At 64.1% G+C, this 18,020-nt stretch carries 17 protein-coding genes; 13 read left to right on the plus strand and 4 right to left on the minus strand.

Going from position 1 to position 18,020, the window contains the following annotated elements:
* Positions 1-2,085, minus strand: a complete 2,085-nt coding sequence (locus tag J2Y63_RS08270) for a hydantoinase/oxoprolinase family protein (RefSeq protein WP_435265669.1) — start codon at positions 2,083-2,085, stop codon at positions 1-3.
* 294 nt (positions 2,086-2,379) lie between these two features.
* Here J2Y63_RS08270 and J2Y63_RS08275 point away from each other — a divergent pair, with 294 nt between their 5' ends.
* From J2Y63_RS08275 to J2Y63_RS08295, 5 genes are all read left to right on the plus strand, one after another.
* A complete protein-coding gene (locus J2Y63_RS08275; RefSeq protein WP_435265670.1) occupies positions 2,380-3,501 on the plus strand; it encodes an ABC transporter substrate-binding protein in 1,122 nt (373 codons plus the stop codon).
* A gap of 77 nt (positions 3,502-3,578) precedes the next feature.
* The gene (locus J2Y63_RS08280; RefSeq protein WP_435265671.1) at positions 3,579-4,496 is read left to right on the plus strand and encodes an ABC transporter permease subunit; all 918 of its coding nucleotides are present in this window, start codon (positions 3,579-3,581) and stop codon (positions 4,494-4,496) included.
* Between the two features lie 14 nt (positions 4,497-4,510).
* Positions 4,511-5,818 (plus strand): high-affinity branched-chain amino acid ABC transporter permease LivM, encoded by a 1,308-nt coding sequence (gene livM, locus J2Y63_RS08285; protein ID WP_435265672.1) that lies wholly within the window; start codon positions 4,511-4,513, stop codon positions 5,816-5,818.
* Positions 5,815-6,633, plus strand: coding sequence for an ABC transporter ATP-binding protein (locus tag J2Y63_RS08290; protein WP_435265673.1), 819 nt, complete (start codon positions 5,815-5,817; stop codon positions 6,631-6,633). Before livM ends, J2Y63_RS08290 begins: the two co-directional genes overlap by 4 nt.
* A complete protein-coding gene (locus J2Y63_RS08295) occupies positions 6,630-7,364 on the plus strand; it encodes an ABC transporter ATP-binding protein (protein WP_435265674.1) in 735 nt (244 codons plus the stop codon). The genes J2Y63_RS08290 and J2Y63_RS08295 overlap by 4 nt, the downstream gene beginning before the upstream one ends.
* A 4-nt stretch (positions 7,365-7,368) precedes the next feature.
* Here J2Y63_RS08295 and J2Y63_RS08300 read toward each other — a convergent pair whose 3' ends face one another.
* Both J2Y63_RS08300 and J2Y63_RS08305 read right to left on the minus strand, forming a co-directional pair.
* Positions 7,369-7,530 carry a hypothetical protein gene (locus J2Y63_RS08300; protein WP_256116527.1) on the minus strand — a complete coding sequence of 54 codons (162 nt, stop codon included), beginning with the start codon at positions 7,528-7,530 and terminating at the stop codon, positions 7,369-7,371.
* A gap of 99 nt (positions 7,531-7,629) precedes the next feature.
* The gene (locus J2Y63_RS08305) at positions 7,630-8,316 is read right to left on the minus strand and encodes a GntR family transcriptional regulator (RefSeq protein WP_435265675.1); all 687 of its coding nucleotides are present in this window, start codon (positions 8,314-8,316) and stop codon (positions 7,630-7,632) included.
* 255 nt (positions 8,317-8,571) lie between these two features.
* Between J2Y63_RS08305 and J2Y63_RS08310 the strand changes: the two genes are divergently transcribed.
* From J2Y63_RS08310 to J2Y63_RS08345, 8 genes are all read left to right on the plus strand, one after another.
* The gene (locus J2Y63_RS08310) at positions 8,572-9,669 is read left to right on the plus strand and encodes an ABC transporter ATP-binding protein (protein ID WP_435265676.1); all 1,098 of its coding nucleotides are present in this window, start codon (positions 8,572-8,574) and stop codon (positions 9,667-9,669) included.
* Positions 9,670-9,671: 2 nt separating this feature from the next.
* Positions 9,672-10,598, plus strand: a complete 927-nt coding sequence (locus J2Y63_RS08315) for an ABC transporter permease (RefSeq protein ID WP_256116525.1) — start codon at positions 9,672-9,674, stop codon at positions 10,596-10,598.
* Positions 10,591-11,403, plus strand: a complete 813-nt coding sequence (locus tag J2Y63_RS08320; protein WP_256116523.1) for an ABC transporter permease — start codon at positions 10,591-10,593, stop codon at positions 11,401-11,403. Before J2Y63_RS08315 ends, J2Y63_RS08320 begins: the two co-directional genes overlap by 8 nt.
* A gap of 17 nt (positions 11,404-11,420) precedes the next feature.
* Positions 11,421-12,455: an extracellular solute-binding protein gene (locus J2Y63_RS08325; protein ID WP_435265677.1), complete on the plus strand. Its 1,035-nt coding sequence runs from the start codon at positions 11,421-11,423 to the stop codon at positions 12,453-12,455.
* Positions 12,456-12,533: 78 nt separating this feature from the next.
* Positions 12,534-13,715 carry a serine hydrolase domain-containing protein gene (locus tag J2Y63_RS08330; RefSeq protein WP_435265678.1) on the plus strand — a complete coding sequence of 394 codons (1,182 nt, stop codon included), beginning with the start codon at positions 12,534-12,536 and terminating at the stop codon, positions 13,713-13,715.
* Between the two features lie 21 nt (positions 13,716-13,736).
* On the plus strand, positions 13,737-15,407 hold the full coding sequence (locus tag J2Y63_RS08335; protein WP_435265679.1) for an amidohydrolase: 1,671 nt from the start codon (positions 13,737-13,739) through the stop codon (positions 15,405-15,407).
* A 14-nt stretch (positions 15,408-15,421) separates the two neighbouring features.
* Positions 15,422-16,294 carry an N-carbamoylputrescine amidase gene (gene aguB, locus J2Y63_RS08340; RefSeq protein WP_435265680.1) on the plus strand — a complete coding sequence of 291 codons (873 nt, stop codon included), beginning with the start codon at positions 15,422-15,424 and terminating at the stop codon, positions 16,292-16,294.
* 63 nt (positions 16,295-16,357) lie between these two features.
* On the plus strand, positions 16,358-17,236 hold the full coding sequence (locus J2Y63_RS08345) for a DMT family transporter (RefSeq protein ID WP_435265681.1): 879 nt from the start codon (positions 16,358-16,360) through the stop codon (positions 17,234-17,236).
* On the opposite strand, the gene J2Y63_RS08350 is transcribed toward J2Y63_RS08345, so the two are convergent.
* Entirely contained in the window at positions 17,233-18,015 is a 783-nt protein-coding gene (locus J2Y63_RS08350) for a carbon-nitrogen hydrolase family protein (protein ID WP_435265682.1), read from the minus strand. The two genes, J2Y63_RS08345 and J2Y63_RS08350, sit on opposite strands and share 4 nt — an antisense overlap.
* Positions 18,016-18,020 lie beyond the last annotated feature (5 nt).

Consider the following 18,020-nt stretch of genomic DNA (forward strand, 5'->3'; position numbering starts at 1 on the left):
TTACAGTCGGGTAACGAGCAGGCACCCGTCGTTCTGGACGACGGCCTTGAAGGCGGCGGTGAGCATGGTGGAGGTCTCGCGCTCCACGACGATGGCGGGACCTTTCACGACATCGCCGGGCTTCAGGTCATCACGCTCATGAATGCCGGCATCAAGGAAGGCGCCTTGCGCGGCTTCGAAGAGACGGCGGGTCTTTGCCGACGTGACGACGCTGCCCTCATCGACAGCGGCAACCCGTTCCACCGGCGGCAGCGGCGAACTGGCCTTCACGGACCAGCTGACGATCTCGATGTCCAGCCCCTCGATGGCGCGGCCGAAGAAGCGGGCATAATCGGCTTCGAACAGGTCCACGAGCTTTTCCGCGCTCTGAGCATCGAACCGATCGGCGGCGAGCGCCACGGGAATATCCCAGCCCTGCCCCGCATACCGCATGAAGAGCGTGCGTTCGATCACCGGTGCGCCGGCATCCAGCCCGCCTTCCACGAAGCCGGTCGCCTCGGCCTTCATGCTGTCCAGCAGATGATTGGCCGCGGTAAAATCGAAATCGGAGAGATTGAAGACGGCGCTGCGCACCGATTCATAGCCGAAGGGCGCGCGCAGGAAGCCGATGGCCGAACCGACACCGGCACCGGCCGGCACGAGGAAGGTGGAGATGCCCATCTTCTCGCAAAGCCTTGCGGCATGCAGCGGGCCGGCACCGCCGAAGGTGATCATGGTGAAATCGGCGATGTTCTTGCCGTTTTCGACCGTGTGGACGCGGCCGGCATTGGCCATGTTCTCGTCCACCATCTCGCAGGTGCCGTAGGCGGCGCCGTCCGGATCGAGACCGATCACCGCACCGATATCGTCGGCCATGGCCTGACGGCTCGCCTCGACGGAGAGCGGAATGGCGCCACCGGCGAAATTATCGGGGTCGAGCTTGCCGAGGATGAGGTCGGCATCGGTGACGGTCGGGTTCTTGCCGCCGCGCTGGTAACAGGCCGGACCCGGCTCGGAGGCGGCGGAATGCGGCCCGACGCGGATCTGGCGCATGGCATCGACGCCGGCGATGGAACCGCCGCCGGCACCGATTTCCACCATCTCGACCACCGGAATGGAGATCGGCATGCCGGAACCCTTGCGGAAGCGATAGGTGCGGGCGACCTCGAAGGTCTTTGCTGTCTTCGGCACCTGGTTCTCGATCAGGCAGATCTTGGCCGTCGTGCCGCCCATGTCGAAGGAGAGCACCGTGTCGAGCCCGTGGCGCCGGGCGATATCGGCGGCGAAGATCGCCCCGCCCGCGGGACCGGATTCGACGAGGCGCACCGGAAACTCCGAGGCGCTTTCGACGGAGACGATGCCGCCGCCGGAATGGATCATGAAGACCGGACATCCGACGCCGATCTCCTTCAGCGAGACGACGAGGCGGTCGAGATAGGATTTGATCGCCGGCTTGACATAGGCATTGGCGCAGACCGTGTTGAAGCGCTCGAATTCCCGCATCTGCGGCGAGACTTCCGACGAAATCGACACGGAGACATGCGGCAGGCGCTTGACGATGGCGTCACGCACGGCGGCCTCGTGCGCGCCATTGGCATAGGCGTGGATGAAGCCGATGGCGACGCTTTCATAGCCGCCTGCCGCGATGGCCGAGACGACGGCCTCGACGGAGGCCTCGTCCAGCGCCAGCAGCACCTTGCCTGCAGCGTTCATGCGTTCGCGCACGGTAAAGCGGTCTGCCCGGGGGATCAGTGCCGGCGGCAGGGTGATGTTGAGATCGTACTGCTCGAAGCGGTTTTCCGTGCGCATTTCCAGCGTGTCGCGAAAACCCTCGGTGGTGACGAAGGCGGTCTTGGCGCCGCGCCGCTCGATCAGCGCGTTGGTGGCGAGCGTCGTGCCGTGGATCAGCAGGCCGATTTCCGAGAGCGCGATGCCGGCGAGCTCGGCGACGGCGGCGACACCCTTGAGAATCGCCCGCTCCGGGGCGGTGTAGTCGGTGAGCACCTTCGTCGAATGGAGCGTGCCATCCACATCGAGGGCAATATCCGTGAAGGTGCCGCCGATATCCACCCCGACGCGGCAGTTCCGCGGTGCGTTGTTCACCATGTCGTTCCCCACACTCGATTCCATGTCGCTTTGACCTTTGAGCACCAGTTTCCACGGCTGGCGCAGCGATGCAAGATTTCTGCTTGACGGATTTTGGATATATCACTTATCATACATGTGTCAACTTTAAATACCGACGGATTGCGACAGGGGAAGCGTCGCAATCACGACAGAGGCCGTTTGCCACCAACCCGGCCAAAAGAGCCGCGGCGGGCGGGAAAAAAGAACCAGAACGCCGGCTGAACGCGCGTCGCATCAAGGAAGATCAACGGCTTAACCAGAGGGAAGCCTTTCATGACTCGTTTCTCGACATTCTTCGCGGCCACCGCGATCGCATCTTCGCTGTTTCTCGTTCCGGCACTCGCTGCCGACACCATCAAGATCGGCGTCGCCGGCCCGATGACCGGCGCCAACGCCACCTTCGGCGAGCAGGTCTGGACCGGCGTCTCGGCCTATGTGAACGAGGTCAACGCCGCCGGCGGCATTGACGGCAAGCAGATCGAGCTCGTGAAGGGCGACGATGCCTGCGAGCCGAAACAGGCTGTCGCCGTCGCCAACCGCTTCGTCGACCAGGACAAGGTGCAGGCAGTCGTCGGCCATTTCTGCTCGTCGAGCACGATCCCGGCCTCGGAGATCTACAACGACAACGGCATCCTGACCGTCACGCCGTCCTCGACCAACCCGATCGTCACCGATCGCGGCTTCGACACCATGTTCCGCACCTGCGGACGCGACGACCAGCAGGCGGTGGTCGCCGGCGCCTTCATTCTCGATACGCTGAAGCTCGACAAGATCGCGCTGATCCACGACAAGGACACCTATGGCCAGGGCCTCGTCGATGCCTTGAAGAAGACGCTGGAAGAGCGCGGCGTCGAGCCGGTGCTCTATGAGGGCCTGACGCGCGGCGAGCGCGACTTCAATGCACTGGTCACCAAGATCAAGAGCGCTGGCGCCACCGCCGTCTATTTCGGCGGCCTCATTCCGGAAGCCGGTCCCCTCATCCGCCAGATCCACGAACAAGGCCTCGACGTGAAGTTCGTCAGCGGCGATGCGCTGGCCCAAACCGAAATCGTCACCGCCGCCGGCGGCGCGCAGAACCTGAAGAACGTCTACTACTCCTCCGCCGCCAATCCGCTGGAAGACCCGGCGACGGCGGATGCGCAGGCCGCACTGAAGAAGGCGAACATCGCGCCCGACAACTACACGCTCTTCGGCTATGCCAGCGCGCAGACCATCGTCGCAGCCGTCCAGGGCACCAAGGAAGGCTCCGTCGAGGACCAGATCGCCTGGCTTCGCGCCAACTCCGTCAAGTCGGCGGTCGGCGATCTCGCCTGGAACGACAAGGGCGACGTGAAGGACTTCAAGTTCGTCTTCTACGCCTTCGACGACGCGGGCGCCCCGGTTCCGAGCAACTAAGCTCCTTCAAGCCGGCCGGCTGAAGCCCGTCTTCAGCCGGCCTCCGATTGCCAGAACAATCCATAAAGGGGTTCGCCATGGACGCGTTCATCTTGGCGCAGCAGCTCGTCAACGGCGTGACGCTCGGCACGATCTACGGCCTCATCGCCGTCGGATACACCATGGTCTACGGGGTCATCCGCATGATCAACTTCGCCCATGGCGATGTCTACATGGTCTCCGCCTATATCGCCGCGATCACGCTCGCAGTGCTGCATTTCTTCGGCTTCCAGTCCGTGCCCTTCGCGCTGATCTCGATCCTCATCATCACGTGCGTCATCACCGGCATCTATGGTTGGGCGATCGAGCGAGTGGCCTACCGGCCGCTGCGGGGCTCGACCAAACTCGCGCCGCTGATCTCGGCGATCGGCATATCGCTGATGCTGCAGAGCTATGTGCAGATCTCACAGGGCGCGCGCGACCAGGGCGTGCCGATCCTCATCCAGGGCGCCTTCCGCTTCGGCGAGGGCCAGCATTTCGTACAAATCACATACATGCAGACGGTGATCCTGATTGCAGCGCTGGTCGCCATGGGCATCCTCACCTATGTGATCAACTACACGCGCATCGGCCGCGAATGCCGCGCCACCCAGCAGAACCGGCAGATTTCCGCCATCCTCGGCGTCAACACGGACCGGATCATCTCCTCTGTCTTCGTCATCGGCGCGGCGACGGCCGCCGTGGGCGGCACGCTGGTGACCTTCAATTATGGCTCGTTCAATTTCTTCATCGGCTTCGTTATGGGCATTAAGGCGTTCACCGCCGCCGTACTCGGCGGCATCGGCTCGCTTCCGGGCGCGGTGCTCGGCGGCATCCTGCTCGGGCTGACGGAGGCGCTGTTCGCCGGGTACGTCAGCACCGACTATAAGGACGTCTTCGCCTTTTCGCTCCTCATCATCCTCCTGTTCTTCCGCCCCTACGGCCTGCTCGGCCGGCCGGAAGTGCAGAAGGTCTGACGGGAGGAAACGCCATGCAGAACAACCGCCTCGCCTCCCTTCTCAAGGAAGCCGTCCTCACCTTCGTCATCTCGCTCATCCTGTTCGGACCGATCTCCGGCCTGGTGCTCGACGGCTTCGGCTTTCGCAACGAACTCGGCCGTGCGGTGACGCTCGCGGCCATCATCACGGCCGGCCGCCTGCTCGCCTCGCTTGCGGGCATGAGCGAAATCGGCAAACGCCTGCGCGGCCGGCTAGCAAGCAGCAACTCCGGCGTCACCGTTAATACCGGGCAGGAACGCTCGCCCCTCCTGCCGCTCGCTGTGCTCTTCCTGGCCGGTCTCGCGCTGCCCTTCTTCGCCGACAAATATTTCCTCGGCATCGGGATCCTCGCGCTGATCTATTGCCTGCTCGGCCTCGGTCTCAACATCGTCGTGGGCCTTGCCGGCCTGCTCGATCTCGGCTTCGTCGCCTTCTATGCGGTCGGCGCGTATCTGCTGGCGCTCGGCTATCAATATCTCGGCCTCGGCTTCTGGAGCGCGCTGGTCATCGCGCCCTTCCTCGCCGGGCTTTTCGGCATGATCCTCGCCTTCCCCGTGCTGAAGATGCATGGCGACTATCTCGCCATCGTCACGCTCGGCTTCGGCGAGATCATCCGCCTGGTGCTGAACAACTGGCTGGAATTCACTGGCGGACCGAACGGCGCGCCCGTGCCCGCCCCCACCCTCTTCGGCCTCGAATTCACCCGCACGGCCAAGCAGGGCGGCGTGCCGATCCATGAATTTCTCGGGATCAGCTATAGCGGCGACTACAAGTTCTGGTTCATCTATGTCGTGCTGTTCCTTGTCGTCTGCGCGGTCATCTACGCGGTGCACCGGCTGCGCGTCATGCCGCTCGGGCGCATGTGGGAAGCTCTGCGCGAGGACGAGATCGCCTGTCGCTCGCTCGGCGTGAACCACGTCTTCACGAAACTCTCCGCCTTCATGCTCGGCGCCTCGACGGGCGGCATTGCCGGCGTGTTCTTCGCGGTCCACCAGGGCTTCGTGAACCCGACATCCTTCACCTTCTTCGAATCCGCCCTCATCCTCGCCATCGTCGTGCTCGGCGGCCTCGGCTCCACGGTCGGCGTCGTCCTTGCAGCAATCGTGCTGACCATCCTGCCGGAGCTGCTGCGCGATTTTGCCGAATACCGCGTGCTGGTCTTCGGCATCCTCATGGTGGTGATGATGATCTGGAAGCCGCGCGGCCTGGTGCGCCTTACCCGCCCCGCCTTTTTCCCCTCCAGCCATAGCGAGGCGGGCATCGCGCTCCGTCTTGAGCCGCAAACGGAGGCAGGCCGATGAAGACGCCCATTCTGGAAGTGCAGAACGTCACCATGCGCTTCGGCGGCATCGTCGCCAATCGCGATGTCAGCTTCGCCGCCGAGAGGGGCGCCATCACCGCGCTGATCGGTCCGAACGGTGCCGGGAAGACGACGATCTTCAACTGCATCACCGGCTTCTACCGCGCCAGCGAAGGCCGCATCCTGCTGAACGGCCGTAACGGCCCGCAGGATATTGGCCAGTTGATGACGCGGCCGATCACCGGCGGCTCGCACCTCGTCACCCGCGCTGGCATCGCCCGCACCTTCCAGAACATCCGGCTGTTCAAGGAAATGTCGGTGGTGGAGAACCTGCTGGTCGCCCAGCATCTCGCCACCCGCAACAACCTGCTGAGCGGCGTCTTTCGCACCCGCGCCTACCGCGCCGCCGAGACCGAGGCGGTCGACCGCGCCTACTACTGGCTTTCCCAGATGAACCTCGCCAACGACGCCAACCGCCTTGCCGGCGAACTGCCCTATGGCCGCCAGCGCCGGCTGGAAATCGCGCGGGCCATGTGCACCTCGCCGGCGCTGATCTGCCTGGACGAACCGGCCGCCGGCCTCAACCCGTCGGAGACGCGCGAACTCTCCGAGGTGATCCAGCGGCTCTGCGCCGAACACGATCTCTCCGTGCTCGTCATCGAACACGACATGGGCCTCGTCATGCGCATCGCCGACCATATCGTCGTGCTTGATCACGGCGAGGTCATATCCGACGGCACGCCGGACAGCGTCGCCAACGACCCGGCGGTTATCGCCGCCTATCTCGGCGTCAGCGAGGAAGAGGTGACGGCATGAGCACGACAGAAACCACCGCTGGCCCGCTGCTGCAATTCGAAGGCGTGCATGCCCATTACGGGCCTGTCGAGGCGCTGAAAGCGGTCGACGTGCAGATATCGAAGGGCGAGATCGTCAGCCTGATCGGCGCGAACGGCGCCGGCAAGACGACGCTGCTCGCCACCATCTTCGGTGCGCCGCGCACCTCGTCCGGCCGCATCCTGCATCGCGGCGAGGATATCTCAAACCTGCCGACGAACCGCATATCGCGCCGCGGCATCGCGCTGGTGCCCGAAGGCCGGCAGATCTTCCAGGACATGACTGTCGAGGAGAACCTGATGATGGGGACCACACCCATCGGCATGGGGCATTTCGACGAGGATCGGGCGCAGATGTTCGAGCTCTTCCCGCGTCTCAAGGAACGTCGCAGCCAGACGGCCGGCACCATGTCGGGCGGCGAGCAGCAGATGCTGGCGATCGCACGCGCCATGATGGCGCGGCCGGAACTGATCCTCTTCGACGAACCGTCGCTGGGGCTGGCGCCCCTCGTCGTCAAGCGGGTCTTCGAGGTGCTGGCGGAGATCGCCGCCATGGGCAAGACGATCTTCCTCGTCGAGCAGAACGCCAACCATGCGCTGAAACTCTCGCAGCGCGCCTATGTGATGGTCAACGGCCGGATTCACCTCTTCGGGGAAAGCGCCGCGCTGCTCGACAATGCTGAGGTACGCAAGGCCTATCTCGGCCTGCATTGAGGGCTCAGAGAGCCTGCGGCGCGAGGAACTGGTAATAGGCCCAGACGAGCGCGATCACGGCGATGACGGCGAGCCAGATGAGGCCCTTTTTCGGTCCCGGTGCCTTGGGCTTGTTCTCGGGTTCCGGCTTCCGGCGTTCGAATTTCAGAACATTGTTGTCGTTCAAGGCGGCCTCCGACGCACGGGCAGAACAAATCGCGCAGAGATTTACCGGCGATTGGCCCCGACCGGCAAGCGCCTGAGAGCAAAAGTTCCCGTCTTTCCGTCAGGCCGTTTTCCCGAGCGCGGCGATCCGTTCGAAATGGCTGCGCCCGAGAAGACCGGCGCCGTCGCGGATATCGGCGGCAATCGCGGCCTTCAGGGCTTCCGCATCCTGCTTGACGATTGCGACCAACGCCTCGGCGTGCCGGTCGACCTGGTAGGTCTCCGACAGTGTTTCGCCCGCCCGGCGCATGAAGGGGCCGAGACGCAGCCAGAGGGATTCGATCAGCGGCAGCAGTACGGTGCCCGGCCGTGCCTCGTAAAGGCAGCGGTGGAAATCGAAATTCGCCTCCACCAGCCGCCCGAAAGCGCCATCCGCCAGCGCCTGGTCAGCCTGCTTGTCGAAGGCCCGCATGCGGGCAAGCCGCGTCTCGTCGATAAACGGCATGGCGCGCTCGGCAGCCCGCGTTTCCAGCGCCACGCGGGCTTCCAGCACCTCTTCGAAACGCTGCGGATCGAGGTCCGGCACGCGCACCCGCCGGTTGTCGAGCAGCTCCAGCGCCCCATCGGCGACGAGGCGGTGCAGGGCCTCGCGCACAGGCATGGCGCTGACACCGAGCGTCTCGGCAAGACCGTTGATCGTGACCGGGTCGCCCGGCTCGAACTGGCCCGTCATGATGCCCCGCCTGAGCACGCGGTAGACCCACTGCTTGGCCGATTCGGAAGTCTCTCGACTGGCTGCAACCAACATGCTCAAATCCTCCCGTCTGCAGACCCGGCCTATGCCGTCTTTCGTCTCAGGGCTGAATTCCGTGATCTTTGCACGCAGGGCGGATAAATTCCCAAAGCACAAAATGGCCCTTTACAGATTTGATCAAATTATGGTTTGTTGTGATCATAAGCAAGACAAGCCTATCACATAAGAGCCGTGATTAGCGGCCGGACGAGAGGACAGCCGGCGGATCGGGCAAAGCTCGGGACACGCCTGCCGAAAAACGGGGAACCGATGACTGAGACCCGAACGACCGGTGCCCATGGCGGCGCCATTGGCATGCATGGCATCAAGAAATGGTTCGGCAACTTCCAGGCCGTCAACGACGTCTCGCTGGAAATCCGCTCGAATGAATTCTTCACCCTTCTCGGCCCGTCCGGCTGCGGAAAGACCACCCTCCTTCGCATGATCGCCGGTTTCGAACTGCCCACGGAAGGGCAGGTCCTGCTCGACGGCACGGACATTTCCCGCCTGCTGCCGAACCAGCGGCCGGTCAACACGGTCTTCCAGAACTACGCCCTCTTCCCGCACCTGACGGTGGCCGAAAACATCGGTTTCGGCCTCAAGATGCTGGGCAAGCCGAAGTCGGAAATCGACTCGGTCGTGGGCGACATGCTGAAGCTCGTGCATCTCGACGGGCGCGGCAACAACCCGGTCACCCAGCTTTCCGGCGGCCAGCAGCAGCGGGTGGCGCTTGCCCGGGCGCTTGCACCGCGGCCGAAGGTGTTGCTGCTCGACGAGCCGCTCTCCGCCCTCGATCTCAAGCTGCGCAAGTCCATGCAGGTGGAACTGAAGCGGCTCCAGACCGAAACCGGCATCACCTTCGTCTTCGTCACCCACGACCAGGAAGAAGCGCTCACCATGTCCGACCGCATCGCCGTCATGTCGACGGGCACGGTGCGCCAGATCGGCTCGCCCTGGGACATCTACGATCGCCCCTCCGAACGCTTCGTCGCCGACTTCATCGGCGAGACGAATTTCCTGGAGGCCGACGTCGTTTCGGTGTCCGGCGACAAGGCCCGCGTGAGGCTCTCGTCGGGCGCGGAAATCTCCGCCACCTACCCGGAAGGCGTCACGCCGCAGGGCAAGGTCACCATCGTCATCCGCCCCGAACACGCCCGCCTCGGCCCGCCCGGCTCCGGCGTGCTGGAAGGCGCGATCCACACCATCGTCTATCTCGGCACGGACAACCATTTCCACGTCACGATCGACGACGGAAAGACCTTCACCGTGCGCCAGCAGAACGCCAACAGTGCCCCCTGCGGCTTCTCCGTTGGCGAACGCATCAGCGTCGCCATCAATGATGACGTCGCACAGATCCTGAGGGACTAGAGATGACGGACAGTGCTCAGGACGTCGGCGAACAGAGGCAGAAGAAGGACGTCCGGGATCGCTGGCTGCTCAGCGCGCCCGCCCTGGTTCTGATCCTCGCCGCGGGCGTCGGCCCCCTTCTCATCGTGGTGTTCTATTCCTTCCTCGCGCCGGGCAGCTACGGCGACGTGAAGCTGGAATTCTCCTCGGAGGGCTGGTTCAACGTGCTCTTCACGCGCGATATTTTCGACGAGACCGTTTCGCTCGCCGACGCGCATTTCCTGATCTTCTGGCGCAGCGTGAAGCTTGCCTTCGCCACCACCGTGCTTTGCCTGATCTTCGGTTTCCCGACAGCCTATTTCATCGCGACGCGCGCGCCGCACAACCGCTCGCTCTGGCTGTTCCTGATCACCATTCCGTTCTGGACGAACATGCTTATCCGCACCTTCGCCATCCAGGAGGTGATCCGCAGCGAGGGCATCGTCAATTCCTTCCTGATGTCGATCGGTCTCATCTCGTCGCCGATCCAGATGATGTTCACCGATTTCGCCATCATGCTCGGCATGACCTATGTCTACCTGCCGCTGATGGTGCTGCCGCTTTATGCCAGCTTGGAAAAGCTCGATTTCCGGCTGATCGAGGCGGGCTACGACCTCTACGCCTCCCGCTTCGGCGTCCTGTGGCGCATCGTCATCCCGCTGGTCAAACCCGGCATCATCGCCGGCTCCATCCTCGTCTTCGTGCCGGCGCTCTCGGCCTATGTCGTGCCGCGCGTTCTCGGCGGCGGCAAGAACCTGATGCTCGGCAACCTGATCGAACTGCAATTCGGCCAGGGGCGGAACTGGCCGCTCGGCGCGGCGCTCTCCGTCACGCTCGTCATCATCGTGCTGTTTGCAATGCTCTACTACGTGCGCAATGCATCCAAGAGCGGAGGCAGCGCCCATGGCTAAGTCCTTCTCGATCAAACGGCAGCCGGGTTTCGCGACCATCGCGATGCTGTGCTTCTTCCTGCTCTACCTGCCGATCGCCACGCTCGTCGTCTATTCCTTCAATTCGGGCACCTCGATCGCCACCTGGGAAGGTTTTTCGCTGCGCTGGTTCGAAAGCGCCTGGAACAACCAGCAGGTGATGGAAGCCTCCTGGCGGTCGCTGCGCATCGCCGCGGTCGCCGCCGTCATCGCCACGGCCTGCGCGACGCTCGCGGCCATCGCCACCACGCGCACCGCGCCCTATCGCGGCCTCACCTTCAAATATTCCATCATCAACATGCCGCTGCTGGTGCCGGAAATCGTCACCGCGGTGGCGCTCCTGATCCTCTTCTCGCGCATCAAGGTGTGGACCGGCTATTCCGGCCTCGGCTACCTCATCGTCGCGCATGCGGCCTTCTGCATTCCCTTCGCCTATATGCCGATCCGCGCGCGGCTCGAAAGCATGGACCTCTCGCTGGAACGGGCGGCATCCGACCTCTACGCCTCGTCCTTCCAGACCTTCCGCTATGTCACTCTGCCGTTGCTCTGGCCGGGCATTCTCGCCGGCCTGATGCTGGCCTTCGTGATCTCGCTCGACGACGTCGTCATCACCGAGTTCGTCAAGTCCGGTGGACAGGATACGCTGCCGACCTACATGCTGGGTCAGTTGCGCCGTGTCGTGACGCCGGAGATGAACGCGATCTCGACAGCCTTCCTCGTGCTGTCGCTCGCAATCGTCACCGTCTTCTTCTTCCTCAGCCGGAACCCCAACAAAAACAACGAATAGACAAAGGAGAACAGCCAATGAAAATGAAACTGGGATTGATCGCACTCGCGGCCGGCATGATGGCCTCCACCGCCATCGCGCATGCCGAGGGTGAACTCAACATCTTCAACTGGGGCAACTATACCAGCCCCGAAATGATCAAGAAGTTCGAAGAGGCCTACAAGGTCAAGGTGACGGTCACCGACTACGACTCGAACGATACCGCGCTTGCCAAGATCCGCCAGGGCGGCCACGGCTTCGACATCGTCGTGCCGTCGGCAAGCGTCGTACCGATCTGGATTTCGGAAGGCCTGCTGCTCGAATCGCGCCCCGACCAGATGGAGAACTTCAAGAACGTCGATCCGCAGTGGGTTGACGTGCCGTTCGACACGGGTCGCCACTATACGGTTCCGTGGCTGTGGGGCACCACGGGCGTGACCGTCAACAAGTCGATCTACAAGGGCGACATCAACACATCCGCCATCTTCCTCGATCCGCCGGCCGAACTCGTCGGCAAGGTGAATGTCGTGCCGGAAATGTCCGACGTCATGCACATGGTCGTGACCTATGCGGGCGGTGAGCCCTGCACCGGCGACCTGACGGTTCTCAAGAAGGCGCGCGACATCCTCACGGCCGCCAAGCCGAAGTGGATCTCGATGGACTACGGCAATATCGAGAAATATTCGAAGGTCGACCTTGCCGCCGGCGTGAACTGGAACGGCGCATCGTTCCGCGCCCGTCTGCAGAATCCGGACGTCGTCTACGGCTATCCGAAGGAAGGCTATCCGGTCTGGATGGACAATGCCGCGATCCTCAAGGATGCCAAGAACGTCGATAACGCCAAGCTTTTCCTGAATTTCATCATGGATCCGGAAAATGCGGCGATGATCTCGACCTTCGCGCGCTACGCCAACGGCATCAAGGGCTCGGAGCCCTTCATGCCCGCAGACATGAAGGATGCGCCGGAAATCAACATTCCGGCCGAACTGAAGGCCGCCGGCAAGTTCAACCTCGCCTGCGCGCCGGAAGTGCAGGAGCTCTACACCAAGCTCTGGACCGAACTGCAGAAGTAAGCGGCCCCGGCCGAAACAAATGAGGACTGCCCTACGCGGGAAGGCACATCGCCTTCCCGCGCTTCGGCTGGATATGTCATGATCAAGACGTTCAAGGACCAGCACGGCTTTGCCCGTGCCGATGTCACCCTCGCCAATTGGCGCACTGCCCCCTATAGCCGCTGGACCTTTCAGAATGTCCGCGATTTCGTGCCGACGGCGGTGATCGCCGCGGAAGCCGCCACGGCGGAAGTGCCGCTTCACAGCGATGCCTTCCTCGACGCGGCGATGGAATCCGGCCTTGCGGGCGCCGCAAGCGCGCGCGCCTTCCTCGACTTCGCCCATACCGACGCCTTCGTCATGATGCGCCGGGGCGAGGTCGTCGCGGAATATTACGCGCCGCATGCAGATCCCAATGCGCCGCATCTCGTCTTCTCCATCTCGAAGTCGCTGACGGCGGTCGTTTCCGGTATCCTCGAAGCCCAGGGCCTCATCGATCCCGACCGGCCAGTGACAGACTATCTTCCCGAAGCGAAGGGCGGCGTCTATGGCGACTGCACCTATCGCGACGTGCTCGACATGCGCGTCAGCCTCGACTTCGAGGAAGCCTATCTCGACCCGCACGGCGCCTTCGCGCGCTATCGCCGCGCCATGCTCTGGAACCCGCCGGAGCCGAATATTCAACCCGAGACGCTCGCCTCCTTCCTCGTCTCCTTGCAGAAGGCGGAGCGGCCGCATGGCGGGCCGTTCTACTACGCCTCACCGAACGCCGACCTGCTAGGCGTCGTCATCGAGCGCGCAACAGGCGCGCGCTTCGCCGACCTCACCTCCGAACTGCTGTGGAAGCCGATGGGCGCCAAGGGCAATGCCGATATCAGCGTGGATGCGATCGGCACGCCACGCACCGCCGGCGGCGTCTCCATGACGGCGCGCGACCTCGCGCGTCTTGGCGAGTTGCTGCGCAACGGCGGCGCGCGCGATGGCAAGCAGATCGTGCCGGAAGCCTGGATCCGCGACATGCAGGAGAATGGCGACAAGGAGGCCTGGCAGCAGGGCCGCAATGTTGACCTGCCGAACGGGCGGTACCGCAGCCAGTGGTATCAATCCGGCGAGGCCGACCAGGCCTTTTGCGCCATCGGCATCCACGGCCAGTGGCTCTATGTCGATCCCAGCACCGAAACGGTCATCGTCAAGCTCTCCTCCCACCCCGAACCGCTGGGCGACGAGGAGAACCAGGACCTGTTCACGTTCCTCCGGGCGCTCAGCCGCCGGGCAATCTGAAAAACATCGAGGAAACACGCCATGCAGACCGAAGCGAGCTTTATCATCCGCAACGCGCGGGTGCTGACGATGGACGAGGCGAACCCGCGGGCAGTCGCGATCGCCGTTGCCGGCAACCGCATCCTGGCCGTCGGTTCCGAAGCCGAGATCGATGCTTTTTCCGGCCCCGACACTCATGTGATCGACGCCAAGGGCGGCACGGTCCTGCCGGGCTTCAACGAAGCGCATATGCATATTTTCGGCGGCTCCGCCGAACTCAGCGAACTGTCGCTCTCCGGCGTCAAGGGTTTTGAAGCGCTGGAAGCCGCGGTCAAGGCCTATGCCGCCGAGTATCCGGAGCGCCAGCTGCTGGTCGCCCAGCAGGCCGACTACACGATCCTCTCCGACGACGAGCGCGTGACGCGCCATCACCTCGACCGCATCCTGTCGGACCGCGCGCTCCTCATCTTCGCGCCCGACCACCACACCGCCTGGGCGAACACGCTCGCCCTCAAGATGGGCGGCATCCTGGAAGGCCGCGACGTGGGCGTCGGCAACGAGATCGTCATGGGCGACGACGGCCTTGCCAACGGCGAACTGCGCGAAAGCAACGCCATCCGCCCGGTTTCCGCCCTCGGCGAGACCGGCGGGCGTGAAATGCTCGGCGTCGGCACCGGCGGCGATCCGGAACATGTGACGGCGGAAGAACGCGCCGGCGACATCGCGATCATCAAGCAGGGCCTCGCCTATGTCGCCTCGCTCGGCATCACCTCGCTGCAGAACATGGACGGCAGCCTCTATCAGCTCGAAATGCTGGACGAGATCGAGCGCACGGTCGGGCTTCCGGTACGCGTGCGCATGCCCTTCCACATGAAGAACTTCATGCCGCTGTCGGACCTCGAAACCAAGGCCGCCGCCTGGCGCGAGCGTTTCAATTCCGATCGTCTGCGTTGCGACTTCGTCAAGCTCTTCATGGACGGCGTGACGGAATCGGGAACGGCGGTCTTCGTCGAGGACTATGCCCACCAGCCGGGCCTGAAGGGCGATCCGCTGTTCTTGCAGGAGCATTTCAACGACGTCGCGATCGCCTCCGACAAGCTCGGCCTGCCGGTCGCGGTGCATGCCATCGGCGACGGCGCGGTGCGCATGGTGCTGAACGGCTACGAGGCGGCGATCAAGGCGAACGGCAAGCGTGACAGTCGCAACCGCATCGAGCATATCGAGGTCGTGCATCCCGACGACATTCCGCGCTTCAAGGAACTCGGCACCGTCGCCTCCATGCAGCCGACCCATCCGCCGGGCAGCGCCGGCTTGCCTCTCGAACCCTACCTTTCCTACATCGGTGAAGAGCGCTGGCCCTACGCCTTCGCCTGGCGCACGCTGGTCGATGCCGGGGCGGAGATCGTCTTTGCCACCGATTGGCCGGTTTCGCCGCTCGATCCGATGAACTGCATCCAATGCGCCATGTCGCGCGAGGTCTGGAAGGACGGCATGAAGGACGAGCGGCTTTCGCTCAACGAAACGCTCGCCGCCTATACGAAGAACGGCGCCTGGGTGGAGTTCATGGAAGACCGCAAGGGCGTGCTGAAGCCCGGCTATCTCGCCGATATCGTCGTGCTCTCCGGCAATGTGGAAGCCGCCGAACATGCAAACCTCGCGGCGATCCGCCCCGTCACGACGATTTGCGACGGCCGCATCACCTACCAGGCCTGACCGGGAGGTTTGCCATGAGAACCGTAACGCTTGCCGCTACCCAGATGGCCTGCACCTGGGGCATCGATCAGAACATCGCCACCGCCGAACGGCTGGTGCGCGAAGCCGCCCGGCAGGGCGCGAACATCATCCTGATCCAGGAACTGTTCGAGACGCCCTATTTCTGCCAGGACCAATATGCCGGTTTCTATGACCTGGCAAAACCGTTCGAGGGCAACCCGCTGATCGGCCATTTCGCGAAGCTCGCCGCCGAACTCGGTGTCGTGCTGCCGGTCAGCTATTTCGAAAAGGCCGAGCGGGCGTTCTTCAACTCGCTCGCCATCGTCGATGCGGACGGCACGGTGCTCGGCAACTACCGCAAGAGCCACGTTCCGGACGGACCGGGTTATATGGAGAAATTCTACTTCTCGCCGGGCGACACAGGCTTCAAGGTCTGGAAGACCCGTTTCGGCACGATCGGCTGCGGCATCTGCTGGGACCAGTGGTTCCCGGAGGCGGCGCGCAGCATGGCGCTGATGGGCGCGGAAATCCTGCTCTACCCGACCGCGATCGGAACGGAGCCGCAGGACCCGACCATCGACAGCGCCGGGCACTGGCAGCGCGTCATGCAGGGCCATGCGGGCGCCAACATGGTGCCGCTCATCGCCTCCAACCGCATCGGCACCGAAGAAGGCCGCAACAACACGTCGATGACCTTCTACGGCTCCTCCTTCATCGCCGACCATACCGGCGCGAAGGTGGTGGAAGCGGACCGCGAGAACGAGGGCGTGCTGGTCGCCAGCTTCGATCTCGACGCCATCGAGAAGCAGCGCTGGGGCTGGGGCCTTTTCCGCGACAGGCGGCCGGATCTCTACGGCCGTGTCGGCACGCTGGACGGGCGGCTCTGAAAAGCCCTATCCGAAGCCCGGAAACTATGCGATAGGCCGGACGATCAATCATCCGGCCTTTCCATGTACATCGCTGAAATCCTTGCCCTGTCGGCCGCCGTCTGCATTGCGCTGAGCGGCATGCTCGTCGGCGAGTTGCGCGGCCGCCTGGCCCTCCTCGACCTCGCCCGCCTGCAGATGGGCGCCGCCTTCCTGATGACGGCGGCGGCATCGCTCGTCGTCGGCGGCTGGCGCACGGTGGAAGCCTGGCAGCTCGGCTTCCTCGCCGCCTCCAGCCTGTTCGGCATCATCATCGCCAGCACCACCTATTTTGCGGCGATCTATGCCGCCGGCCCGCGCACGACCGCGCTGCTGTTCTCGCTCACGGCCCCCTTCGCGGTCGGCCTCGGTTATGTCTTCCTCGGCGAAACGCTCGATCTCCAGCAGGGTATCGGCATCGTGTGCGTGCTCTGCGGCATCGTGCTGGCGATCGGCGCGCGCGGCGGCTCCAAAGCCAAGGGTGGCGAGAAAACGCCATGGCTCGGCATCGCGCTCGGCGTCGTGACCGCGCTCGGCCAGGCGCTCGGAAGCCTTGCTGCGCGCCCGGCCATGGCGAGCGGCGTGGAGCCGTTCACGGCGATGGCCGTGCGCTCCGGCATTGCGGCGCTGTTCTTCCTGCTCTTGATGCTCGTGCCCCTGCCCGCGTTGAAACCCGCGACCCGCATCGAAAGGCGTGCGCTCGGGTTTGCCGTCGGCTCCGCCTTCTTCGGCGTCGGGCTCGGCATGTCGCTGCTGATGGCGGCGCTGGCGCATGGCACGATCGGCATCGTCTCGACGCTCTCGTCGATGACGCCGGTCGTTATCCTGCCGATGGTGTGGGCGCGCACCGGCATCGTGCCCGCTCCACGCGCCTGGGCTGGTGCTGCGCTCGCCGTCCTTGGAACGGCGCTGATCAGCCTTTAGGCCGGGCGGCCGAGATCCACCAAATAGGTGTTTTCCGCCCGCGACTTCGCGTAGTCCTCCGGGCGGATTTCGGCGAACAGCAGCGTTTCGCCCTCGGCCGATGCTTCGGCGAGCAGTTTGCCGTCGGGTGCGGCGATGCGCGAGAGGCCGGCATAGGTGAAATGGTCGTCAGCGCCGCAATGGTTGATGTAGGCGACGAAGACCTGGTTTTCGAAGGCGCGCACCTGGATCATGTGGTTGGCGATGAAGGTGCCGGAGGAGCCCTTCGGCAGCGCCGTCGGCACCACGACCAGATCCGCGCCGGCGAGCGCCAGCCGACGCACGTTTTCCGGAAACTCCACGTCGTAGCAGATCAGCATGCCGAGCCGGATGCCGCCCAGTTCCACCATGACGGAGGCGGGAACGCCGGGCCGGAAGGCGTTGCGCTCATAGTCGCCGTAGAGGTGGGACTTGCGGTAGACGGCATTGGTGCCGATGCCGTCGGTAAAGAGCGCGCTGTTGAAGGTATCGCGGCCGTCCTGCTCGGCAAAACCGGCGACGATGGCAAGCCCGCTCTCGCGCGCAATCGTGCCGAGGCGCTCCGCCACATCGCCGGTGGCGGGCGAAGCGAGGCCGGCAAAGGCCGCCTCCCCCGCGCCGTAACCGGTGACGGCGAGTTCCGGCACGATCAGCAGCTTGGCGCCGCCCGCCGCCGCATCGGCGGCGGCAGCCGCGATGCGCTGGAGATTGCCGTCGCCATCGCCGGCGATCGCATGCATCTGAAGGGCGGCAATGCGCATGGTTG

The sequence above is a fragment of the Shinella sp. BE166 genome (genome assembly GCF_051201095.1).
Taxonomy (GTDB): Bacteria; Pseudomonadota; Alphaproteobacteria; order Rhizobiales; family Rhizobiaceae; genus Shinella; species Shinella lacus.